This is a genomic window from Marinobacter sp. DUT-3 (genome assembly GCF_050379435.1).
GTDB lineage: Bacteria > Pseudomonadota > Gammaproteobacteria > Pseudomonadales > Oleiphilaceae > Marinobacter.
This window is the reverse complement of the sequence record NZ_JBNRMG010000009.1, coordinates 178,980-200,500: the sequence shown is the minus strand read 5'-3', so window position 1 is coordinate 200,500 and position 21,521 is coordinate 178,980. Positions and strand designations below refer to the sequence as shown.

At 59.5% G+C, this 21,521-nt stretch carries 19 protein-coding genes; 9 read left to right on the top strand and 10 right to left on the bottom strand.

What is annotated here, in order from left to right:
* The first annotated feature begins 51 nt into the window (after nucleotides 1-51).
* Nucleotides 52-555 carry an MgtC/SapB family protein gene (locus ACQUWM_RS14310; RefSeq protein WP_407001565.1) on the top strand — a complete coding sequence of 168 codons (504 nt, stop codon included), beginning with the start codon at nucleotides 52-54 and terminating at the stop codon, nucleotides 553-555.
* A gap of 52 nt (nucleotides 556-607) precedes the next feature.
* On the opposite strand, the gene ACQUWM_RS14305 is transcribed toward ACQUWM_RS14310, so the two are convergent.
* Genes ACQUWM_RS14305 through ACQUWM_RS14290 form a run of 4 tightly spaced genes read right to left on the bottom strand, consistent with a single transcriptional unit; the run spans nucleotide 608 to nucleotide 3,298 of the window.
* Entirely contained in the window at nucleotides 608-1,255 is a 648-nt protein-coding gene (locus ACQUWM_RS14305) for a lysophospholipid acyltransferase family protein (RefSeq protein WP_407001564.1), read from the bottom strand.
* 9 nt (nucleotides 1,256-1,264) lie between these two features.
* On the bottom strand, nucleotides 1,265-2,221 hold the full coding sequence (locus ACQUWM_RS14300; protein ID WP_428922614.1) for a phosphatidate cytidylyltransferase: 957 nt from the start codon (nucleotides 2,219-2,221) through the stop codon (nucleotides 1,265-1,267).
* Between the two features lie 2 nt (nucleotides 2,222-2,223).
* Complete coding sequence (locus ACQUWM_RS14295) at nucleotides 2,224-2,889, bottom strand: CDP-alcohol phosphatidyltransferase family protein (protein ID WP_428922613.1); 666 nt, start codon at nucleotides 2,887-2,889, stop codon at nucleotides 2,224-2,226.
* Nucleotides 2,879-3,298, bottom strand: coding sequence for a hypothetical protein (locus ACQUWM_RS14290; RefSeq protein ID WP_428922612.1), 420 nt, complete (start codon nucleotides 3,296-3,298; stop codon nucleotides 2,879-2,881). Before ACQUWM_RS14290 ends, ACQUWM_RS14295 begins: the two co-directional genes overlap by 11 nt.
* Nucleotides 3,299-3,474: 176 nt before the next feature.
* On the opposite strand from ACQUWM_RS14290, the gene ACQUWM_RS14285 reads away from it, so the two are divergent.
* A complete protein-coding gene (locus ACQUWM_RS14285; protein WP_428922611.1) occupies nucleotides 3,475-4,851 on the top strand; it encodes a C13 family peptidase in 1,377 nt (458 codons plus the stop codon).
* A gap of 68 nt (nucleotides 4,852-4,919) precedes the next feature.
* On the opposite strand, the gene ACQUWM_RS14280 is transcribed toward ACQUWM_RS14285, so the two are convergent.
* Complete coding sequence (locus ACQUWM_RS14280; protein ID WP_428922610.1) at nucleotides 4,920-7,106, bottom strand: OsmC domain/YcaO domain-containing protein; 2,187 nt, start codon at nucleotides 7,104-7,106, stop codon at nucleotides 4,920-4,922.
* Nucleotides 7,107-7,217: 111 nt separating this feature from the next.
* A complete protein-coding gene (locus ACQUWM_RS14275; protein ID WP_428922609.1) occupies nucleotides 7,218-8,120 on the bottom strand; it encodes a LysR family transcriptional regulator in 903 nt (300 codons plus the stop codon).
* 94 nt (nucleotides 8,121-8,214) lie between these two features.
* On the opposite strand from ACQUWM_RS14275, the gene ACQUWM_RS14270 reads away from it, so the two are divergent.
* From ACQUWM_RS14270 to ACQUWM_RS14260, 3 genes are all read left to right on the top strand, one after another.
* Nucleotides 8,215-9,087, top strand: coding sequence for a sterol desaturase family protein (locus tag ACQUWM_RS14270; protein ID WP_428922608.1), 873 nt, complete (start codon nucleotides 8,215-8,217; stop codon nucleotides 9,085-9,087).
* Nucleotides 9,088-9,241: 154 nt separating this feature from the next.
* Complete coding sequence (locus ACQUWM_RS14265; protein WP_428922607.1) at nucleotides 9,242-10,294, top strand: diguanylate cyclase domain-containing protein; 1,053 nt, start codon at nucleotides 9,242-9,244, stop codon at nucleotides 10,292-10,294.
* Nucleotides 10,295-10,363: 69 nt separating this feature from the next.
* The gene (locus ACQUWM_RS14260) at nucleotides 10,364-12,256 is read left to right on the top strand and encodes a monovalent cation:proton antiporter-2 (CPA2) family protein (RefSeq protein WP_407001555.1); all 1,893 of its coding nucleotides are present in this window, start codon (nucleotides 10,364-10,366) and stop codon (nucleotides 12,254-12,256) included.
* Here ACQUWM_RS14260 and ACQUWM_RS14255 read toward each other — a convergent pair.
* The 4 genes from ACQUWM_RS14255 to cobS form a co-directional block, all read right to left on the bottom strand.
* On the bottom strand, nucleotides 12,253-13,566 hold the full coding sequence (locus tag ACQUWM_RS14255; protein WP_428922606.1) for an MFS transporter: 1,314 nt from the start codon (nucleotides 13,564-13,566) through the stop codon (nucleotides 12,253-12,255). The genes ACQUWM_RS14260 and ACQUWM_RS14255 overlap by 4 nt on opposite strands.
* 84 nt (nucleotides 13,567-13,650) lie before the next feature.
* Entirely contained in the window at nucleotides 13,651-14,172 is a 522-nt protein-coding gene (locus ACQUWM_RS14250; protein WP_428922605.1) for a methylated-DNA--[protein]-cysteine S-methyltransferase, read from the bottom strand.
* Nucleotides 14,169-15,683 carry a DNA-3-methyladenine glycosylase 2 family protein gene (locus ACQUWM_RS14245; RefSeq protein ID WP_428922604.1) on the bottom strand — a complete coding sequence of 505 codons (1,515 nt, stop codon included), beginning with the start codon at nucleotides 15,681-15,683 and terminating at the stop codon, nucleotides 14,169-14,171. The genes ACQUWM_RS14250 and ACQUWM_RS14245 overlap by 4 nt, the downstream gene beginning before the upstream one ends.
* A 63-nt stretch (nucleotides 15,684-15,746) precedes the next feature.
* Nucleotides 15,747-16,517: an adenosylcobinamide-GDP ribazoletransferase gene (cobS, locus tag ACQUWM_RS14240; RefSeq protein WP_428922603.1), complete on the bottom strand. Its 771-nt coding sequence runs from the start codon at nucleotides 16,515-16,517 to the stop codon at nucleotides 15,747-15,749.
* 102 nt (nucleotides 16,518-16,619) lie between these two features.
* On the opposite strand from cobS, the gene ACQUWM_RS14235 reads away from it, so the two are divergent.
* The 4 genes from ACQUWM_RS14235 to ACQUWM_RS14220 all read left to right on the top strand — a co-directional run bounded on the left by ACQUWM_RS14235 (nucleotide 16,620) and on the right by ACQUWM_RS14220 (nucleotide 21,519).
* Nucleotides 16,620-18,134: a diguanylate cyclase gene (locus tag ACQUWM_RS14235; protein ID WP_428922602.1), complete on the top strand. Its 1,515-nt coding sequence runs from the start codon at nucleotides 16,620-16,622 to the stop codon at nucleotides 18,132-18,134.
* A 79-nt stretch (nucleotides 18,135-18,213) separates the two neighbouring features.
* Entirely contained in the window at nucleotides 18,214-19,080 is an 867-nt protein-coding gene (locus ACQUWM_RS14230) for an MBL fold metallo-hydrolase (protein ID WP_407001549.1), read from the top strand.
* A 7-nt stretch (nucleotides 19,081-19,087) separates the two neighbouring features.
* On the top strand, nucleotides 19,088-20,824 hold the full coding sequence (locus ACQUWM_RS14225; protein ID WP_428922601.1) for a SulP family inorganic anion transporter: 1,737 nt from the start codon (nucleotides 19,088-19,090) through the stop codon (nucleotides 20,822-20,824).
* A gap of 35 nt (nucleotides 20,825-20,859) precedes the next feature.
* Nucleotides 20,860-21,519 carry an energy-coupling factor ABC transporter permease gene (locus tag ACQUWM_RS14220; RefSeq protein WP_407001547.1) on the top strand — a complete coding sequence of 220 codons (660 nt, stop codon included), beginning with the start codon at nucleotides 20,860-20,862 and terminating at the stop codon, nucleotides 21,517-21,519.
* Nucleotides 21,520-21,521 lie beyond the last annotated feature (2 nt).

Below are 21,521 nucleotides of genomic sequence, written 5' to 3'. Positions count from 1 at the left end.
TGGTCTAGACTTAAACAGGTGCCGCCCCTTTTCCACATGAAAGAGACGTCTATGAACGACGAAATGACACTGATAGGCAATACCGTTGTTTCCGAGTTTTCAGACCTCAATGACCTGGGCGAAATGCTCATTGTTCTGATCCGGCTCCTGCTCGCTGTGCTTTTAGGGGGTGTGCTGGGGCTTGAACGGGAACAGCGAGGCAAGGCCGCCGGCGTGCGCACTCATATGCTGGTTTGCATGGGGGCGGCTTTGTTTATCTTGATTCCCCAGCAAGTGGGCATCTCTGATTCGGAAATGAGCCGTGTTATCCAGGGCGTCATTACCGGCATTGGCTTTCTGTGCGCGGGAACGATCATCAATGGCAATGATGAACAAAATGCAAGTGGACTGACTACGGCGGCGGGCATCTGGTTTACCGCCGCGATAGGAATTGCGGTCGGCCTGGGGCGCGAGCAGACGGCAATCTTGTGTACCCTTCTGGCCTGGGTCGTACTGTATGTGGTGCCTAAGTTTTCGCGCCTCATACATTCGAAAGAAAACAAACAGGACAGGTAACCCTAAAACAGCGGTTGAGCGCAGAGGGGCCGGCCCCATTCGTTAAAACACTCTATTCCTCAATCCTTCGGGTCAGGCACTGGGCCAGTTGCTCTTCGAAAGCTCCATTGAGGGTGTCGATAAAGGTCGATGCATTGTCACCGGGGTAGTGGGTTTCCCCCACCACCACGTCACAGTTGAAGGGTACCGGCATGGATCCACCCTTGGGCATTGACCTGCCAAGGCCATGCATTACCACGGTAGTGACGCCGGTACTGCCCGCGGACTTTGCCAGATGGTAGATCCCTTTCTTCAATGGTTGCAGCTGTTCCGGTGCGCCCCGGCTGCCTTCCGGGAACACCAGCAGTATCTCGCCCCGCTCCAGTGCCGCCCGGCATTCTGCAAACAGCTCATCCCGCGCTGCCTGGCCCTGGCGGTCAAGGGGGATGATCCCGATCACCCTTAGTGCAAACCAGGCCAGCAGCCTGTTGCGCAGGAAATAATCCGCAGCGGCAACGGGGCGTACCCTGGGCAGTTGCCCGAGGGGGAAAAGCGACATCAACACCATGGTATCGAGGTGGCTGTTGTGATTGGCCGCGATAATGGCCGGTCCTGAACCCGGTAGCTTTTCCCGGTTGAACAGGTTGACCCCCAGACCAATGAAGACCACAGGCTTGACGATGATCAGGAAGAACAGTTTCTTCAGTGCGTTGCTAAACATGGTTATCCCCTAGTACTTGAGGTAGTAGAGGTAATGGAAGAACAGCGGTGCGGTGTACATCAGGCTGTCGATTCTGTCGAGGATGCCGCCGTGCCCCGGAATCAGCTGCCCGGTGTCCTTGATGCCCAGGTCCCGCTTGGTCGCCGATACGGTCAGATCGCCGACAAAGCCCGCAACCCCGATCAATAGCCCCGCCAGCAATCCCTCCGGCATGGACAGGGGGGTAAGCCAGGGGGCAAGCAGCATGGCCAGTGCCATGGTGGTCGCCACGCCACCGACAAACCCGGCCCAGGTTTTGTTGGGGCTGATCTTCGGCACGATCTTGCGTTTGCCCAGGGTCTTGCCCCAGACATACTGGGCCACGTCGTTGAACTGGGTCAGGAACAGCAGGTACAGCACCAGCCCGATGGGCCCTCCAGCGGGGTTCCGCTCCGCGGGCAGGATCAGCAGGTAGGCCACATGGCTGATGGCAAAGACCGTGGTCATCACCGCCCACTGGTAAGAGGTGGCGGAGCGGATAAAGCCTTTGGTTTCCCCCAGCATCAGTAACGCAAAGGGGATGAACAGGAACAGGTACACCGGAATGAAAATGATGAACACGCCGTACCACTCCAGGCTGATCCAGTAGTAGTGCACCGGGATCATCAGGTACAGGGCCAGGATTACCCGCCTGTCGGTATGGCGCACCGGCAGGATGGAAAAGAACTCTCGCAGGGCCAGGAAACTCAGCACCGCGAAGAACACCAGCGAGGCCCCGCGACCGACGATCAGCACCACCAGCAGGATCCCGACCATGATCCACCAGGAGTTGATGCGCTGGCGCAGCTCGCGATGGGCCCCGGCTTCCATACGGGATGCCAGAATCCGCTCGGCCACGGAGCCGGCGACCAACAGCAGGAACAATCCTGCAATGGCGTACTGGACGCTGGTCGGCAGTGAGAGGATCAGCAGGAACGACAGGTCCATGTTCAGCCCTCCCCGTGATTCAGTTGCGCGTGTATGCCTGCCAGCCGCCGCCCACAGGTTGCGGCGCTGCCTGCCGCCACCAGTGCCAGGGCGAACCAAAGCGCCATTCCCGGCTCGGCCCACAGGCTGTCGAATACGGACAATACGCAAGCAGCCGTCAGCAATGCCATGCGGTGCTGCTTGGCCATCGGACCCCGGAAATCCGCCGACACGCCGAGAGCACTGCCCAGCACCCGGACATAGGCCGTCAGCACGGCCAGCAAGGCGGCCAGCCAGCCAAGCCATATCGCTGATTCAAAACCTGGCAGGGAATAGCCCAGCGCCACCAGCAGCAGGGAGTCGCTGACCCGGTCTGGCACCTCGTTGAACAGCTCACCCGCGGGCGTGCTCTTGCCGCCCTCAACGGCAACCATGCCGTCAAAAAGGTTGCACAGCAGACGCCCCTGGATCATCGTCGCCGCCAGCAGCAGGGACCACCAGCGCCAGCCGCCGTCGAGGTTCCCGCTGACCAGGAAGGCGGCTGCTCCCACCAGGGCAAAGGCGATGCTCGCCAGTGAGATCTGGTTCGGTGTTACCCCGCGCTGCCCCAGCCAGCGGGCAAGGCCGCCGGCCCATTGTTTCTGTCGAACCTTGAGCGGCCTTCTCTGGCCCTGTACGTCATCCATCATTATTGAGATCCGAAACCGGTAACCGGGTTGATGAGAGGGAAGCCTCGCGCTGAAGTTGCACACTCAGCAACAGGCAGTAGCAAAAAGCGATCGTGGTGGGCGGAAGAATGGTCTGCCACAAGCCGGGGGTCTGCCCCAGCGAATGCACGAGAAAGAGAAAGGAGCCTGTCACCGACACAGTAATAAGGGGAGGTGCCAGCACCCGGCAGACCGGATGCCTGAAACGTCGAACCTGCCAGGTGACCGCAGCGGCCATAAGCAGGGTAACCACAAAGCTGGTAGAGCCCTGTATCAGAGCGGCAATGGTCGCCGCCTGCGCGCCGGCCTGCCAGTTGACCACCAGTGCCCAGCTACCCCAAAGCACGAAGGCCAGGCCGGCAGCCAGCAATTTCCCGGATTTCCTTTCCATGACATCCTATCCCTGGAGCAATGGTTTATTCGTTACACGAATGTGATGGCAAGGTTACTATAACGGCCTCACATCTGCTATCGGTGTGCAGTGAACCACTCCGCGATTTCCTGTCTCCAATGTTGATAGGATGCGACTGCAAACTTCCATACACCTCCCAGGACCAAGAAAACAAGATGATGACTGTTTTACAGCGCCCCTTGCGAATGACCCTGCCACTGATCGCCGTTCTTGTACTTGCAGCCTGCGACGCGCCAGAACTGCTGTCGCCCGATGCTCGCCTGCCGGATGGCAGTACCTATTCCGGCGATATCCGGGACGGTCTCTTTCATGGTGAGGGCGTTCAGGAGTTTGCCAGTGGCACGGTCTACAGCGGCCAGTTCCGGGAGGGGTACTGGCATGGTCAGGGTACACTCGAATCCCCGGCGGGTTGGCGTTACGAAGGCGAGTTCAAGAAAGGCCTGATGTCGGGGCAGGGTATGCTTGAAGATGACGACAGTCGTTATGAGGGAGCATTCCGGAACAATGAGTTCCATGGTGAAGGCCGCTACGAAGCCAGTGGCAGCGTCTATATCGCCGAGTTCGAAGATGGCGCCCCGGTAAAGGGGAAGCACATCACTGACTATGGCAGCTATGAGGGGGAGTTCCGCGACTGGTATTACCACGGGGAAGGCACCTACTCCTTTCCTGACGAATCGAAGGGTATGGAGAGCCTATCGGGCACCTGGGAATACGGTGAGTTCCTGGATAGGGAGGAATACACCCCGGAAGAGCCGCCAGCGCCCCTCACCGAAAAGATCCTGGCCGAGGATCGCCAGCGCCTGAACAGCCAGATTGAAAGCCTGGCACCCGAACGGCCTGGTGTGACTGACGCCTATTTCCTCGCCGTGGGCGGAGACGGCACCGAGTCGGTTTTCATGCGCGATATCGAGGTGGCCAGAACAGGCCTGCAGGCGCAGTTTGATGTGGAGAAACGCGCCATCATGCTGCTCAATCACCGGGATTACGAGACCTTCCCCCTGGCTACCCGGCCATCCATCGCAACGGCCCTGAAGGCGTTGGATCAGCAAATGAACCCGGAGGAAGACCTGCTTGTCATTCACCTGGTCAGCCATGGCCGGCAGGATGGGCAACTGCTGTTGCAGCAACCCGGTATCGAACTGCCGGACCTGTCGCCCCAGGCCTTTGCGGAGATGCTGGAGCCACTGAACGCCCGCCGGAAACTGCTGGTGGTCTCTGCGTGCTACTCCGGCCACTGGCTCAACCAACTCAAAGACAGCGATACACTGATCATGACCTCCGCCCGGGAAGACCGCACGTCCTTCGGCTGCGGCGACGACTCGGAAATGACCTGGTTCACCAAGGCCGTGTATCAGAGCGTGGGCCTGTCACTCGACGATCCCGAGGCCATGTTCGAGCAGATCAACACGCAAATCAGAACCTGGGAAGAAGAGATCGGTATGGAGGAGGAAAACTGGTCCTATCCCCAGTCACACCTGGGTGACAGTCTGCGGGAATGGCTTAGCCAGGAAGTTCCCGGCCCCGCCGGGTGACCTTGTTGGCCATACACCCGGAAAAGCACGTGCTTCTCCGGGTGTCAGGGGAGTTGATGCCTTAAGCGCTACAACCCCGCTTTGGCCGCCCGGGCTGCGTGCAGCTTCTTGTAGCTTTCAATCAGCCGCAGGTGTTTGTCCAGCCCTTCCAGCTGCATGCTGGTCGGGGTCAGGCCGTGGAAACGCACCTCGCCGGTTACTGACCCGACCACGGCGTTCATGGTGTCGTCCCCGAACATGCGTCGGAAGTTGGTCAGGTAGTCGTCCAGCGTCATCTCGTCGTCGAGGGTGACTTCCAGTACCGCCTGCACTGCCTGATAAAACAGGCCGCGTTCAACGGTGTTGTCGTTGAACTGCAGGAACATGTCGACAAACTCGAGTGCTTCCTCGTGCCATTGCAGGGCGAGGCAGATCAGGATCTTCAGCTCCAGGATGGTGAGCTGTCCCCAGACGGTGTTTTCGTCGAACTCCACGCCGATCAGGGTGATGATGGTCATGTAGTTGTCGAGCTGGCTGGCTTCCAGGCGCTCCACCAGATCGGCCAGCTGCTCGTCGCTCAGGCGGTGCAGGTTGAGGATGTCCTCCCGGTAGTCCAGGGCCATGTTGGTGTTGTCCATGATCAGGTCCTCGACCGGATACACCTCGGAATAATCCGGCACCAGGATGCGGCAGACGGGCGCGCCCAACTCCTCGTAAACCGCGACATAGACTTCCTTGCCCAGGTCCGCGAGGATGCTGAACAGACCGTCGGCCTCTTCGGCGTTGGTGCCGGAGAAATCCCACTCCCGGAACTCGTAATCGGAGCGGGCGCTGAAGAAGCGCCAGGACACCACGCCAGTGGAATCGATAAAGTGTTCGACGAAGTTGTTGGGCTCGGTGACGGCCAGGCTGTTGAACGTGGGAGCTGGTACGTCGTTCAGGCCCTCAAAGCTGCGGCCCTGGAGCAATTCCGTCAGGCTGCGTTCAAGTGCCACTTCAAAGCTTGGGTGGGCGCCGAAGGAGGCAAACACGCCGCCGTTTCTGGGGTTCATCAGGGTGACACACATCACCGGGAACTGACCGTCCAGGGAGGCATCCTTCACCAGTGTCGGGAAGCCCTGGGCTTCCAGGGCCTCGATGCCCTCGAGAATGTCCGGGTATTTCTCAAGCACCTCCCGGGGCACGTCCGGCAGGGCAATTTCTCCCTCGATGATCTGCTTTTTCACCGCTCGCTCGAAGATCTCTGACAGGCACTGTACCTGTGCCTCCTGCAGAGTGTTGCCGGCACTCATGCCGTTGCTGAGGTACAGGTTTTCGATCAGATTGGAGGGGAAGTAGACCACCTCGCCGTCGGACTGGCGCACAAAGGGCAGGGAACAGATGCCACGGTCGCGCCGGCCGGAATTGGTGTCGATCAGGTGAGAGCCGCGCAGATCGCCTTCGGGGTCGTAGATGGCGCGGCAGTGGTCATCGAGGATGCCTTCGGGCAGTTCGTCTTCAGGCCCGGGCTTGAACCACTGCTCGTTGGGATAGTGCACGAAATCGCTATTGGCGATCTCCTCGCCGAAGAACTGGTCGTTGTAGAAGAAGTTGCAGTTCAGGCGTTCGATGAATTCGCCAAGCGCAGAGCACAGGGCGCTTTCCTTGGTAGCGCCTTTGCCGTTGGTGAAACACATGGGCGAGGCGGCATCGCGGATGTGCAGCGACCACACATGGGGCACGATATTGCGCCAGGAGGCGATTTCGATTTTCATGCCAAGGTCCGCCAGAATGCCGGACATGTTGGCGATGGTCTGCTCCAGCGGCAGGTCCTTGCCAACGATGTAGGTGCTGGAGTCGCCTTCCGGCGCGGCCATCAGCAGGGCCTGGGCGTCTTCGTCGAGGTTTTCGACGGTTTCAATCTGGAATTCAGGGCCGGTCTGCACCACTTTCTTCACGGTACAGCGGTCGATTGAGCGCAGGATGCCCTGGCGGTCCTTATCGGAAATATCTTCCGGCAGCTCCACCTCAATTCTGAAAATCTGGTTGTAGCGGTTCTCCGGGTCGACAATGTTGTTTTGCGACAGGCGGATGTTTTCCGTGGGAATGTCCCGTGCCTTGCAGTAAACCCGGACAAAGTAGGCCGCACAGAGGGCCGACGAGGCCAGGAAATAATCGAACGGGCTCGGGGCGGAGCCATCACCCTTGTAGCGAATGGGCTGGTCAGTGGTGACGGTGAAATCATCAAACTTGGCTTCAAGCCTGAGGTTTTCGAGGAAGTTAACTTTGATTTCCATGAACAGGATACCGGGTTTACAGAATTGAGCGGGCTATTGGGTACTGGCTGGTATTATCCCGATTTCGGGGCCATAAGTCTTGAAAGACCGCCGCCAGATATACCCATTCAATCAGTCCACGACACTTTCAAGCAAGCGCTGCCGAAACCATAGATGGGCGGGGTCGTTATCGAGCACCGGGGCCCACATCAGGTAGACCGGTAGTGGGGGAATGTCGATCGGAAAAGGCAGGGTCTGTAGTCCCAGGGCCTCGGCGTATTGCTGTGCCATGCGCTCCGGGACGGTGGCGATCATGTCGGACCGGCTACAGGTGGCCAGCATACTGGCGAACTGGGTGACCCGCGCCCCGGTGCGGCGCTGCCAGCCGGGTTCGTTGAGGATCTGATCCAGCGGCAGGCGTCGGTTCCGGTCCGGCAGTACGACGTGCTCAGCCTCCAGAAACTGCTGCTTGGTGCAGCTGCCACGCAGTGTCGGGTGCCCCTGCCGCGCCACGACCGCCAGTTTCTCCGTCATCAGCACCTGCCGGTGCAGCTGGTCGTTCTCGGTGCCAAAGGCGTCCACGGCAAGATCGGCCTGTGCCGTGCAGAGGGTCTGCGGCACGTCGTCACCGGCCAATGCCACTTCCACCACTACCCCCGGCGCTTCCGTTTGCAGGCGTGCCAGAAGCGGAGGCAACACCACCATCTCGAAATAGTCATTGCTGAGCACGCGAAAGCGACGCTGGCTGGTGGCGGGCACGAAACGGTTGGCCGGGTCCAGGGTGTCACGCAGTGCGGCCAGTTGCTGGCTGAGGCTGTCATGAAGCTCCCGTGCCCGGGGCGTAGGTAGCATGCCCTGATGTGTGCGCACGAACAGAGGGTCGCCCAGGGTGTGGCGCAGACGTTGCAGGGCGGCACTGATGGCCGGCTGGCTCATACCCAGAGTCTCTGCGGCGCGGGAGAGCTGACCGGCTTCCATGATGGCATCGAATACGGGCAGCAAGTTGAGGTCGACACTGCGTAAGTTCAGTTTCATGGATAATACTTATACCAAATATTGAATAGGAAAATATATCGGGCGTCATTAAGGTCAAAAGACATACCTGCACACAATGTCTGGGAGAATAATAATGGACGATCAAAAACTGACGATGCTGGTAACGTCTTTCATCATAGCGACCGCCCTGTGGGAAGTGGTCAGTGGTCGTACCCGCGAGGGACGAAAAAACAAGCAGGACTGGCGGATGGCATTTCTCGCCACCTTCATGATGGTGGCGGTTCAGCGTCCACTGGTGCTGCTGCTTCTGACACTGGGTCTTTCGACTTTGATCCCGGGTAGTGCCGGTTCACTGGCCTGGCTTGAACAGGCGTATTTTTGGCCGACGTTGATCGTTTTCTTCTGTGTGGAGGAGTTCATTCACGGCAGCTTCCACCTGTTCGCTCACCGGCGTCGCCCCAACAACCGAATCCTTCAGTGGGTCCAGGCGTTCTACAAGATGAGTCACCGGCCACACCACATGTCTGGCGGTACGGATAACAAAGGGCAGCTGTCGGTGACCCAGACATTCGTCAACGGCTGGGCCTGGTGGCTGATCATGCCCAATTATACCTTCCAGTTGCTGTGTCTTTACCTGGGGCTGGTGGATGTCTTTCTGATTGCCACGGCATTCAAGGGTTTGTGGGCGGCCCATACCCACGTCAACTGGAATTACGATCTGTATTTCCATAACCATCGCTGGGCCTGGGTGCGCAAGACCATGTGGGCGCTGGCTCATGTACTGGTGTTCCCGACCCAGCACCATCATCACCATGCCCGTGGCCCCAACTCAGCGAAGAATGTGACCTCCACGCTGGCGATTTACGACTGGCTGGTGTTTGGTACACTCGCCATTGAGACCAGCAAGCCCAAGGTCTACGGTTGGCGCCAGAAAGAGCATGAAGCCAACAGTGTCCTGAAACGCTATTTCTGCTGGGATGTCCGGTCGTACGTGCCCAAAGGTTGAGGCTCGAATCCGTACACAGGTTGCCCATCCTTATAATTGAACATTTGTTCACAGTTCCAATTGCGAGTGCTATGTTGAAAGTGTGGGCTCTTACGTTTTTGCACCTGGCGATATTCCCCGACAGGCGAAAATCGCAGTTTGGAGGCTGGCGCCTATGGGTAAGGCGGATGATCCGGATAACAAGGTTATCGCCAGGCTGCGTGAAAAGGCCGAGCGGTTGGAGAATCTTGAGAGCCGGCTCAGGGTGTTGGAGCGGGAACGTGAAGACTTGTTGGATACCAAGCTGCAAATGTCCAGCGAACTGGAGGAATACGACCGCAGCCTGAAGGAGTGGGAGTGGTTCTTTGAACATTCTGTTCAGATGCTATGCATTGCCGGATTGGATGGTTACTTCAAACGGGTGAATTCGGCGTTTGCCAATACGTTGGGTTATTCGAAAGAGGAGTTGATCTCGCGTCCGTTTCTGGACTTCGTGCATCCGGAGGATGTCGCCAGAACGACCAGAGAGCTGGAGGGCTTGGGAGAAGGGCATGACAGCGTCAGCTTTGAAAATCGCTATCGCGCCAAGGAAGGGAGCTGGCGATGGATTGCCTGGTACTGTCCCGCCATTTCCAGTGTCACGACCAAACTGTTTGCCATTGCCCGCGATATCACCGAAGACCGCCGCAAGGAGGCGGAAATACTCTACAAGGCTTCCCACGATTCACTCACCGACTTGCACAATCGGGCGGCATTTGAAGAAAGCCTCGAGTCCGCCATTGCCCTGCAACGACGGAACCAGGCAGGCGAGGTGGTGCTTTACCTGGTCGATATTGACGGCTTCAAAGAAGTCAATGACCAGTATGGACACATGGCTGGTGACCACCTGCTGCAGGTAATCTCGGAACGGTTTCGGAAGATCCAGCGCGCGGGTGAAATGGTGGCGAGAGTGGGGGGCGATGAATTCGCCTTTCTGGTGGAAGGCACCGCGGACGATTCCGAAAGTTATCCATTTGAGCCCCTTGCGGAACGCATTATCGCCCAGGTCAGCGAGCCGGTGGAGTTGAACAGGGGAACGGTCACCGTAGGTTGCAGCATCGGCATTTCAGCGTTTCCTGGCACCGCTGACGATTTCTGTTCGCTGATGTCCCAGGCTGACAAGGCCATGTATGCAGTCAAGAAGTCCGGAAAGAACGGTTTCCGAAAATTTGATCCTTCGCTAACCTGACAGGGTGCAGCAGAAGAGTGCGAAGGCGGGGCGTGACCCGAACGATCAATCGGAAACGGAATAGCATCGATGACGGAATACTTTATCCAGGCGTTTATTTATCTGTTGGCGGCGGTTGTCGCGGTACCGTTGGCCAAGCGCCTGGGGCTGGGGTCGGTGCTCGGCTATCTGGTGGCCGGGGTGGTGATCGGGCCGGTGACCGGTCTGGTGGGCCAGGAAACCGCCACAATCCAGCATTTCGCCGAATTTGGCGTGGTGATGATGCTGTTCCTGGTGGGCATGGAGCTGGATCCGAAATCCCTGTGGGCCATGCGGGTCCGTTTACTGGGGCTGGGTGGTCTACAGGTAGTGCTGACCTCCGTTGCGGGCATGGCCATCGCCTGGTGGTTGGGCCTGCCCTGGCAAACCACCATCGCAGTGGGCCTGATCTTTTCCCTGTCCTCCACCGCTATTGTCCTGCAAACCCTGAACGAGAAGGGGCTGAGTAAGACCGAGGGTGGTCGCGGGGCCTTCTCGGTGTTGCTGTTCCAGGACATTGCCGTGATTCCCATGCTGGCCGTCATTCCGCTGCTGGCGGTGTCGGGGCTGGCGGCGGTTGGTTCGGCAGAAGCGGACCAGCACGGCAGTTTCAGCCTGGTGGCGGATCTGCCCGGTTGGGCCCATGCGCTGGTCGTGATTGGCGCGGTGGCGACGGTGATCGTGGGTGGTCACTACCTGAGCCGACCGCTGTTCCGTTATGTGGTGCAGTCCGGCATGCGGGAGGTGTTTACCGCCATGGCGCTTATGCTGGTGATCGGCATTGCTGCGCTGATGAGTGTGGTGAACCTGTCACCCGCCCTTGGTGCTTTTCTGGCCGGCGTGGTGCTGGCCAACAGCGAATTTCGTCATGAGCTCGAGGCCAACATTGAGCCGTTCAAGGGGCTGCTGCTCGGCCTGTTCTTCATCACCGTGGGCGCCGGCATCAATTTCGATGTGTTGTCGGCGCAGTGGGGCACGGTGCTGACGCTGGGGCTGCTGGTGATTGTGGTCAAGGCCGGAGTTCTGCTGTTGCTGGCGCTGCTGTTTGGCCTCCGTGGCCGGGACGGCTGGTTGTTTACCCTGGGACTGGCCCAGGCCGGTGAATTCGGGTTTGTTCTGCTGACCTACAGTATGCAGAACCGGGTGATACCCATGGATATTGCCCAGGTGCTGGCCCTGGTGGTGGCGCTGTCCATGTTCCTCACGCCGTTACTGTTCATCGCCTATGACCGCCTGATCCTGCCGCGATACCGCGAAGCCCGTAACGAGCAGCGTGATGCGGACACCATCGAGGAACAGGCGCCGGTGATTGTGGCCGGGGTGGGACGGTTCGGCCAGATTGTCTGCCGTCTGCTGCGGGCCAACAACATACCGATTGTCGCCCTGGATCTGGCGCTGGACCAGATTGAGAACCTGCGGCGCATCAATATCAAGAGCTACTTTGGCGACGCCAGCCGGATGGACCTGCTGGAAACCGCCGGTATCGCCGACGCCCGCCTGCTGGTGGTGGCCATTGATGACCGGGAGCGGGCAGTAGCCCTGGTACACCATGTCAAACAACACTTCCCGGGTGTCTGGATTCTGGCGCGAGCCTTTGATCGGGGCCATGGGTATGATCTGCGGGACGCGGGTGCCGATGACGTGGTGAGCGAAACCTATCATTCCGCGCTGGAGCTGGGCGGTCAGGCACTGACGGCATTTGGCGTACACCCCTTGCGCGCCCGTCAGATGACCTGGGCCTTTGTGAACAACGAGAAAGCCCATGAGGCTGAACTGCACGAAGCCTGGAAGGATATCGAATCCGGAATCAGCTTTAGCCCCCGTTACGGCGAATTGTTCATGAAGCTGGAAGACACCCTCAGCCACGTGATGAAGCAGGACTGGCAACCTCCCAGCCGGGAGGAAGTGCCGCTGTGGGCTCCGCCGGAAAGCGGCGGGCGTTAGGTGGTTTCTTCGACCTCCTTGGTTTCGGTTGCGGGTACCGTCAGCATCAACAGGAAACCAATCAGCAGGAATGCCAGGATAGTGCTCATGCCCCAGCGCTGACTGTCGGTGACGGCTGTGACCCAGCCCACCAGCAGGGGGCCGGCGAACGCGGTGGCCTTGCCGGAGAAGGCAAACAGACCGAACATCTGGGTCTGAAGGTGGGGTGGGGCAACGCGGGCCAGGTGTGACCGGCTGGCGGATTGCAGCGGCCCCACGAAAATGCCCAGGATCATGCCCCACACCCAGAACGCAGTCGCGCCATCCACAACCAGGATGGCCAGCGCACTGCTGCCCAGCCCGATTAGCGACAACAGGATGGTGTTGCGGCCACCCAGGGCGTCGTCAATCCACGCAAACCCCAGGGCGCCCAGCCCTGCCGTCACGTTCAGGGCAATGGCGAATTGCAACACTTCAGTAGGGTTCATGTTGAAGGTGCCGGCGGCGTACACGCCCCCGAACGTAAAGATGGTGGCCAGACCGTCGGTGTACAGCATGCGGGCAATCAGGAAGCGCACAATATCCTTGTACTGGCGGACGTGAGCGATGGATTCCTTCAGTTGCGCAAAGCCGGCCCGGGTGGCAGCCGCCAGACCCAGGCCAGTGGATGGCCGGTCCGGAATGAAGATAAAGGCCGGCAGGGCGAACACCAAATACCAGACAGCCACGAGCACGAAGGTAGCGCGAACGTGTTCGGCCTGATCCCGGTCGAGGTTGAAGAGACTGGCGTCTGTCTCGATAAAACCGTACAGCGCGATTACCAGGCTTGTAACACCGCCCACGTAACCCAGTGCCCAGGCCCAGCCGGACCAGCGGCCGGTGCGTTCCCGGCTGGCCAGGTCCGGCAGCATGGAGTTGTAGAAGATAAACGCGAATTCAGCGCCGAGCGTGCCCAGACCGACCCATAGCGCGGCGTTCCAGAACTGGTCCTGCTCCGGAGTGACGGTCCACAGCATGGCGGAAGACAGCACGCACAGCAGGGTGAAGGTGATGAACCAGGGTTTGCGCCGCCCGGACTGGTCGGCAATGGCGCCCAGTATCGGTGCCAGGATCGCGATAAAGATACCGGAAATGCCCACGATGTTACCCCAGGCATTGGTGCCCGCCACCTCGTCCTGCATCACCGATACGCTGAAGTACTGGGCAAAGACAAAAGTGAGAATGATGGTAAAGAAGGCGCTGTTGGCCCAGTCGTACAGCGCCCAGGACCAGAGCGCGCGTTTGTCTTCCTGCGCGCCCGGGGGCTGGGTGTGGGGCGAGTGTGGTGGCATGTTCGGCTGGGCTCCTTATCCTGACAAGGGACATCCGTGCCGTGATTGTGGCCGTTATCGACGCAAATGCCCAGCCCCGTTGGATTAAACGGCCTTCAGGTACCTTGCCTCGTGGTCGAGCAGCCAGGCCTTGCGTTCCAGACCGCCGGCGTACCCGGTGAGGGTACCGTTGGCACCAATGACCCGGTGGCAGGGAATCAGGATCGCCACCGGGTTGAGGGCATTGGCCCGGGCCACGGCGCGTACCGCTTTGGGGTTACCCAGGGTTTCGGCCAGGGCGCTGTAGGAACGATGTCCACCCGCCGGGATGTCGATGAGCCCCTGCCAGACGCGTTGCTGGAAGTCGGTGCCGGTCAGCTGGATCTGCTCTCTTGGCAGGGGCCGAAGCTCTCCGGCGAAGTAGGCCTCCAGCCACTCGGTGATGGCGTCGGGCGCGGAGTGCGGCTGCTCCCGCCACTGAGGATGATGGAATCGCCGGGCCTGCAGGGCGTGCATACGGTCTTCGTTGCCGTCGAAGTCCAGGTGGACCAGTTTGCCATCCACCGTGGCCAGACTCAGGGGGCCAACGGGGCTGGGAAAGCGGCTGATACTGATGACTGTGTTCATGGTGTGGTCTCCTGCCGGGGTGGATGGTCGGCCAGCGTGGCCCACAAATACTGGGCGGCATAAGCCCGCCACGGGCGCCAGCGTTCAGCGTGACGGGTAAGGGCTTTGGCGTTGGCTGGTCCGCCAAGGCTGGCTGAGGCCTTGAGGATGCCCAGGTCGCTGGCCGGAAAAGCGTCGGGGTCGGACAGGCCGCGCAGGGCCAGGTAGTTGAGTGTCCAGGGACCGATACCGCGAAGGGGGGCTAGCTGCTCCAGCAGGGTACTGCCATCCAACTCGGCAAAACCGGGTTCGGCAAACCTTGCAGCGACCCGGGCGAGGGTGTCTGCCCGGCTGCGGGGCAGTCCCAGTTTATCCAGTGGTTGCGCTGCCAGGTCCGCTGGCTCCGGGAATCGATGAGTGATGCCGGTGCCAGCCGCCAGGTCTTCCGGAAGGGGAGTTCCATGGCGGGCGACCAGCCGACCGGCAATTGTGCGGGCGGCGGTTACGGATATCTGCTGGCCCAGGATAGCCCGCACGGCGAACTCGAACCGGTCCCAGCATCCGGGTACGCGAAGGCCGGGATGCTGTGTAACGATGGGGCGCAACAGTGGATCCTGGGACAGGAGGCTGGTGATGGTGGACAGGTCTGCGTCCAGATCGAATAGCCGGCGTATCCGCTCGCTCACCTCGAGGATGGCCTGCCGTGCCGGCCCCCTGAGAATCACCTGCATACCTGGCTGGTCAGCGCGCGGCCGGCAGATCACCAGCCCCGGCTGACCAGTGAACTGTATCGCACGGGCATAATACTGATCGCCCACTGCTTCCAACCCGGGAATGGCACGGGCGCGGAAGAACGCCAGCAGGGCATCGCTGTCAAAGGGCGGTCGCGCCTGCAGGAACAGGACGAGATCATCGCGAGCCGGCTTGAAGGGATCGTCGGGGCTGCGGCGGCTGTTGCTGGCCGGCCGTCCAGGGCCACGGCGATAGGCTGTGGGAGCATCGCCATAGGTTTCTTTCAGAGTATGGTTGAAGCGTCGAAGGCTGCGGAAACCGGCGATCTCGGCAATCTCGGTCATGCTCAGGTTGCTGTCCACGATCAGCTGCCTTGCCCGTAACAGGCGTCGGGCCTGGGCATGTTGCTGGGGCGTTACGCCGGTGTGGCGCTTATAGAGCTGGCGCAGGTAGCGATCGGTAATGCCCAGGCGTTCAGCCAGTTCCGGTACTGAACGGGTGTCCAGGGCGCCTTCCTCCACCAGCCTCACCGCTCGTGCCAGCGTGGTATGCACGCCGGCAGCAGCCGGGCTGCCAGGAGCGGCTTCCGGGCGGCATCGCAGGCACGGCCTGAAACCATTGGCCATGGCCGCTTCCGCCGACGGGTAAAAGCGCACATTGCCCCGCTTGGGCGTTACCGCGGGGCAGATGGGGCGGCAGAAGATGCCGGTGGTCAGTACGGCGGTGTAGAAGCGACCGTCAAAACGGGCATCCCGGGTTTGCAGCGCCTGGTAGCAGAGATCATCAGTCAATGTGTCCATGTCTGAAAGTGTACCAGTGCTGGCCGGGAAAACTCGCCGGATTCGGAACTGAGCGTGTCGCGGTCAGATGGTCAGGCCCAGCAACAGGACAAGTTCGGAGAACACCACGCTGGCGCCCAGGGTATCGCCGGTGTAGCCGCCCAATTGGCTGCGCAGGTAGCTTCCCCAAACCAGGGCAACTCCCAGGGTTGCACACAGCCCCCACAACAATAGCCAGGGTTCGTACAGAACCAGTACCAGGGACGCAAAAACAGTGAAGGTCGCGGCAATCGCCAGCCGGGTTCGCGAAAAGCCATCGGCAACCGGTTTGCTCTTGCTCTTGTCCGGATCGGTCACGTATGGGAGGTAGCCCATGATCAAAAGTGGTGTGAGACGTGCCACCATGGGTGCGGCCAAAAGTCCCAGCCAGACGGGGCTTGCCTCGGCCAGCAGGGCGACTTTCAGCACCAGGGCCATCACCAGTGCCGCTGTGCCGTAGGTGCCAATTCGGCTGTCCTTCATGATCTCCAGACGTTTTTCGAGCGTATATCCACCACCCAGTGCATCCACGCTGTCTGCCAGGCCATCCTCGTGGAAGGCCCCTGTCAGCCACAGGTGCAGGATGACCACCAATACAATCGAGATCAGCGGACTGAAGGCAAGGGTCAATAAGGTGTAGGCGCCGACATAACATGCGCCCAGGAGCAGGCCGACGACCGGGAAATAAAGGCTGCTCTGGTTCATCAGGCGTTGTGAGTAATCGATCTGGGTCAGCATTGGTATCCGGGTGAGGAAACCAATCGCGAGCCAGAAGGCCTGCCATTCACGGGATGCGGGGTTTGTATGGGTGCTCAAATGCTGCTCCGGGGGCATGCTCGCGGGATTTGTTGCCATACTCTACACTTTTTTTGAAGGCCGCCGGAAAAACGGCTCCCTTGAGAGGAGTCACGCAGTTTTATGCATGATCAAAAGGATAGCGATGGCTCAGGCCAGAACTCGCCAGAATTTTATAACAAGCTGACAGCCAGCGTACCCGTCATTCTCTATACCTACTGGTTGAGTGCTGACGGGGGTGAGCATCGGTATCCTTATGTTAGCAGGCGGGTGGCTGATTGGTTCGGGCTGGAACCTGAGGCATTGCAGAAAAGTGCGGATGCCATTTTTGGGATTGTTCATCCGGATGACCTGGCCGGTGTTGGCGAGAGTATCCAGGCTTCCGCTCGTAATCTGACGACGTGGGAGCACTGCGCCAGGCTGAAGCTCACGACCGGAGAGTACCAGTGGTTTGAAGGCCACTCCGAACCGGAGCGACTGAGCGATGGCAGTACCCTGTGGTACGGTCAGTTTCACAATATCCAGCAATACAAGGAATTGGAGCAGGTTCTGCGTGAGAGTGAAACGGAGCATTCGTATCAGGCGGGTTTCCAGAAGCTGATCGCCGACCTGTCGAAGGAATTTATCAACCTGCAGTTCGGAACCATCGATGAGTGTATACGCGAACTGCTGAAAACCATGGGGCAGTTCTTTGAAGTCGATCGCGCCTACCTGTTCAGTTTTTCAGACGATTACCAGTCCATGGCCAACACCCATGAGTGGGTAGGCCCTGGTGTTCCCGCCCTGATTGACAGACAGCAGAGCGTCTATATTGGAAATTTGCAGTGGTGGCAGCAGCAGATTAGCGGAATGGTGAGCACTGATAAGGTTGTCTTCATACCTGACGCGTCTGGATTGCCTGATATTGCTGGCGGGGAGAAAGAGATACTGGAACGCCGTGGCGTAAGCTCCATGTTTGCTGTGCCGGTCAAGATCCGCGGGCGCGTTACCGGTTTTTTTGGCGTGGATTCACTGCAAAAGCGAAATTGGCGTGAGGATCAGGGCGATCTCCTGATCATTGTTTCCGGCTTGCTGTCCGGCGCACTGGAGCGCCATAACCTGGAGCAGAAGCTACTCAGCCAGTCCATTCGGGATCCCTTGACCGAACTTCACAACCGTCGCTACCTGATGCCGCGCCTGGAGGAAATGCTGGGACGGGCGGCCCGGAAGCACGAACCGTTTGCCGTGGCGATGTTTGATATCGACCATTTCAAGCAGATCAATGATTCGCTGGGGCATCTTGCCGGCGATTATGTGCTGACCGAGTTCGCCGGAATTCTGGTGGAAAATACCCGCAGCATGGATGTGGTGGCTCGCTTTGGCGGGGAAGAGTTCATGGTGGCGTTTGCGCTGGACGACACGGACGATGTGGGCGGTATGGTTGCCAGGATCCTGCTGGCGGTGCGTGGGCATGAGTTTGTTTTCGAAGACTTGCCCATTGAGGTCACCGTCAGTGCGGGCATTGCCGCGGTAACGGACCTGCCGACGATTCCTTCCAGTCCGGACCCGGTGATCGGCAAAGCGGATCACCACCTCTATCTGGCAAAGGAGGCGGGCAGGAATTGTTTCGTTGATGCATCAGGGGTATTTCGCCCATAAAAAAAGATCATTTCACCTCTTATTCATAATGGGTATATCCTTATGCCTATAAATTTAAGTCTCCCCTGGAGGTGAAGCCATGACGAGCCCAGTCGTGCAGCATTTTTTTGACGAGCCAACGAATACCTTCAGCTACGTTGTCCGTGACCCGGACAGTACGGCCTGCGTCATTATTGACTCGGTACTGGACTTTGACTACGCGTCCGGGCGCACGGAGGTTCGTTCCGCCGATAACATCATTACTTATATTCTTCGCGAAGGCCTGGCTGTCGAGTGGATTCTGGAAACCCACGTTCATGCAGACCATTTGTCCGCCGCGCCGTATCTGCAGGAGCATCTCGGCGGGAGAACCGGTATCGGAGCCCGCATCGTCGAAGTGCAGAACATTTTCGGTAAGGCCTTCAACGCCGGCACTGAGTTCGCCCGTGACGGCAGCCAGTTCGACCGGCTCTTCGAGGAAGGTGACCGCGTGGACATCGGCAATCTGGAGGTCTGTGTGCTGCACACACCGGGCCACACTCCTGCCTGCCTGACCTATGTGATTGGAGACGCCGCATTCGTCGGCGATACCCTGTTCATGCCGGATTACGGCACCGCCCGCTGCGATTTTCCCGGAGGAGACGCGCGAACCCTTTTCCGGTCGATCCAGAAGGTCCTGGCCCTGCCGCCGGAGACCCGCATATTCCTGTGTCACGACTACAAGGCGCCGGGGCGTGAAACCTATCAGCATATGACCACCGTGGCAGAGCAACGCCGTGCGAACGTGCACGTTCATGAAGGGATCTCCGAGGAACGGTTCGTGAAGATGCGCACCGAACGCGATGCCACCCTGGAAATGCCCCGGCTGATTCTGCCTTCGGTACAGGTCAACATGCGGGCTGGCCAACTGCCTCCGGCGGAAGGTAATGGGCAGGTCTATCTCAAAGTGCCGGTCAACCTGTTCTGAACCGCCGATGAGCCTCAAACGCTACCTTCCGGTATTGCAATGGCTACCGGAGTATCGCCGGGAACAGGCCGCCAGTGATCTGATTGCTGCGGTGATTGTGACCATTATGCTGATTCCCCAGTCACTGGCTTATGCACTGCTGGCGGGACTACCTGCGCAGGTTGGGCTTTACGCGAGCATCCTGCCACTGGTGCTGTACGCGGTGTTTGGCACCAGCCGGACCCTGTCGGTGGGGCCCGTGGCCGTGGTCGCGTTAATGACCGCAGCAGCTTTGGCGCCGATCGCTGCGCCTGGTAGCCCGGAGTACCTGGCCGGAGCGGTGCTGCTGGCCGTCATGTCAGGTCTGATGCTGACGGCAATGGGGGTGCTGAGACTGGGGTTTCTGGCGAATTTTCTTAGCCATCCGGTGATTTCCGGATTTATCACCGCGTCGGGCATCGTGATCGCGTTCAGCCAGCTCAAGCACATATTGGGGATTGATGCCTCTGGTCATAATCTGATTGAGATTGCCGGCTCACTGGCCGGGAACCTGGGGAACGTCAGTTTGCCGACCCTGCTGATCGGTGCGGGGGCCCTGGTGTTCCTGATGTTCGCCCGATCACGTCTGAACCCCCTGTTGATCCACTTCGGATGTGGAATCCGAATGGCGGACATCCTCACCAGAACGGCGCCCGTTCTGGCGGTGTTGGTCACCTCTCTGGTTGCGTGGGTATTGGGGCTGGATGCGCTGGGTGTCCAGTTGGTGGGTGAGGTGCCCTCCGGTTTGCCGGAGCTGACGATGCCTTCCCTGGAGGTGTCTGTCTGGAAGCAGCTTGCGGTTGGCGCGTTGCTAATCAGCGTGGTGGGGTTTGTGGAGTCGGTGTCGGTAGGGCAGACGCTCGCGGCGAAGCGCCGGCAGCGCATTGATCCGGATCAGGAGCTGATTGGCCTGGGTGCAGCGAATCTCGGGGCGGGCTTTTCCGGGGGGATGCCGGTAACTGGCGGTTTTTCCCGCTCGGTAGTGAATTTTGACGCCGGTGCGCAAACCCCGGCGGCAGGTGCGTATACCGCCGTGGGTATCGCTCTGGCGACGTTGTTGCTGACACCCGCGATCGCTTATCTGCCGACGGCAACGCTGGCAGCAACGATCATAGTGGCGGTGGCCACGCTGATTGATTTCCCGGCGCTGGTGCGTACCTGGCGTTATTCCCGTGCCGACTTTGGCGCCATGCTGGCGACTATTACGCTCACTCTGGTTTATAGCGTTGAAGCGGGCATCATCGCCGGGGTGGGGTTGTCGATCGGTTTGTTTCTGTTTCGAACCAGTCGCCCCCACAGTGCGGTGGTCGGCCGGGTGCCCGGCACCGAGCATTTCCGTAATATCCAGCGTCATCGGGTGGAAACCAGCCGTCACGTGACCTTTCTGCGGGTGGACGAGAGCCTCTACTTCGCTAATGCCCGCTTCCTGGAAGAAGCGGTGATGGACCTGGTCACCTGCCAGCCGGACCTGAAGGATCTGGTGTTGGTGTGCCCGGCAGTGAACCTGATTGATGCCTCCGCCTTGGAGAGCCTGGAGACCATCAACGAAAGGCTGAGTGATGCCGGCGTGCGTCTGAATCTGTCTGAAGTGAAGGGGCCGGTGATGGACCGGCTGAAGAATACTCAGTTGCTCAGTCGTCTGGAAGGAACGGTTTTCCTCAGTACATTTGAGGCCTGGCAAACACTGGTGTCACCTTCAGAGATGCCGGTAACGAGCGTGCCCTGATACACTGGCTGCCCGGTTTGAAAGGGTGAACTTCCATGGGCATGACGGACAACCTGCTGTCCACCACTCAGTTGATCATCACGGCATTCCTGTTCCTCGGGATACTGGTCACTGCTGTCCGTCAGGTGGACTGGCAGGCCCTGCGCAGGGACAACGCCCTGCAGCATTCCTTCTTCGGCGCCGCCGTAGTCCTCGGGTTCCTCTGGCAACTGAGGGCCGGAATCTCGCCGGGCCTGTCCATTCATATTTTCGGCATGACAGTCATTACCCTGATGCTGGGGTGGGGGCTGGCGGTGCTGGCAGGCCTGCTGGCGCTGGTGATTACCGTCATCACCGGGCGGGAACCGCTGGTCATGTTTGCCGCCAACGGGCTGGTCACAGTGATGGTGCCGGCGCTGGTCAGCCACGGCATCATGCTCTGGGAGCGAGGCAGGAATTTTCGTAATTTCTTTGCGTATATCTTTTTCTGCGGCTTTTTCGGCGCCGGTATTGCGGTGGCGTGTGCCGGGGTGGTGATGTGTTTGATGCTATGGACCGCCGGGGTGTATGAGTTCAGAGAACTGGTCCATGAGTACCTCCGGTACCTGCCGCTGATCATGTTGCCTGAGGGCTTCGTGAACGGCACGTTCGTGACCGGGCTGATGGTGTTCCACCCGGACCGGCTGACCACCTTGGATCAGCGGCGTTATCGCTGAAT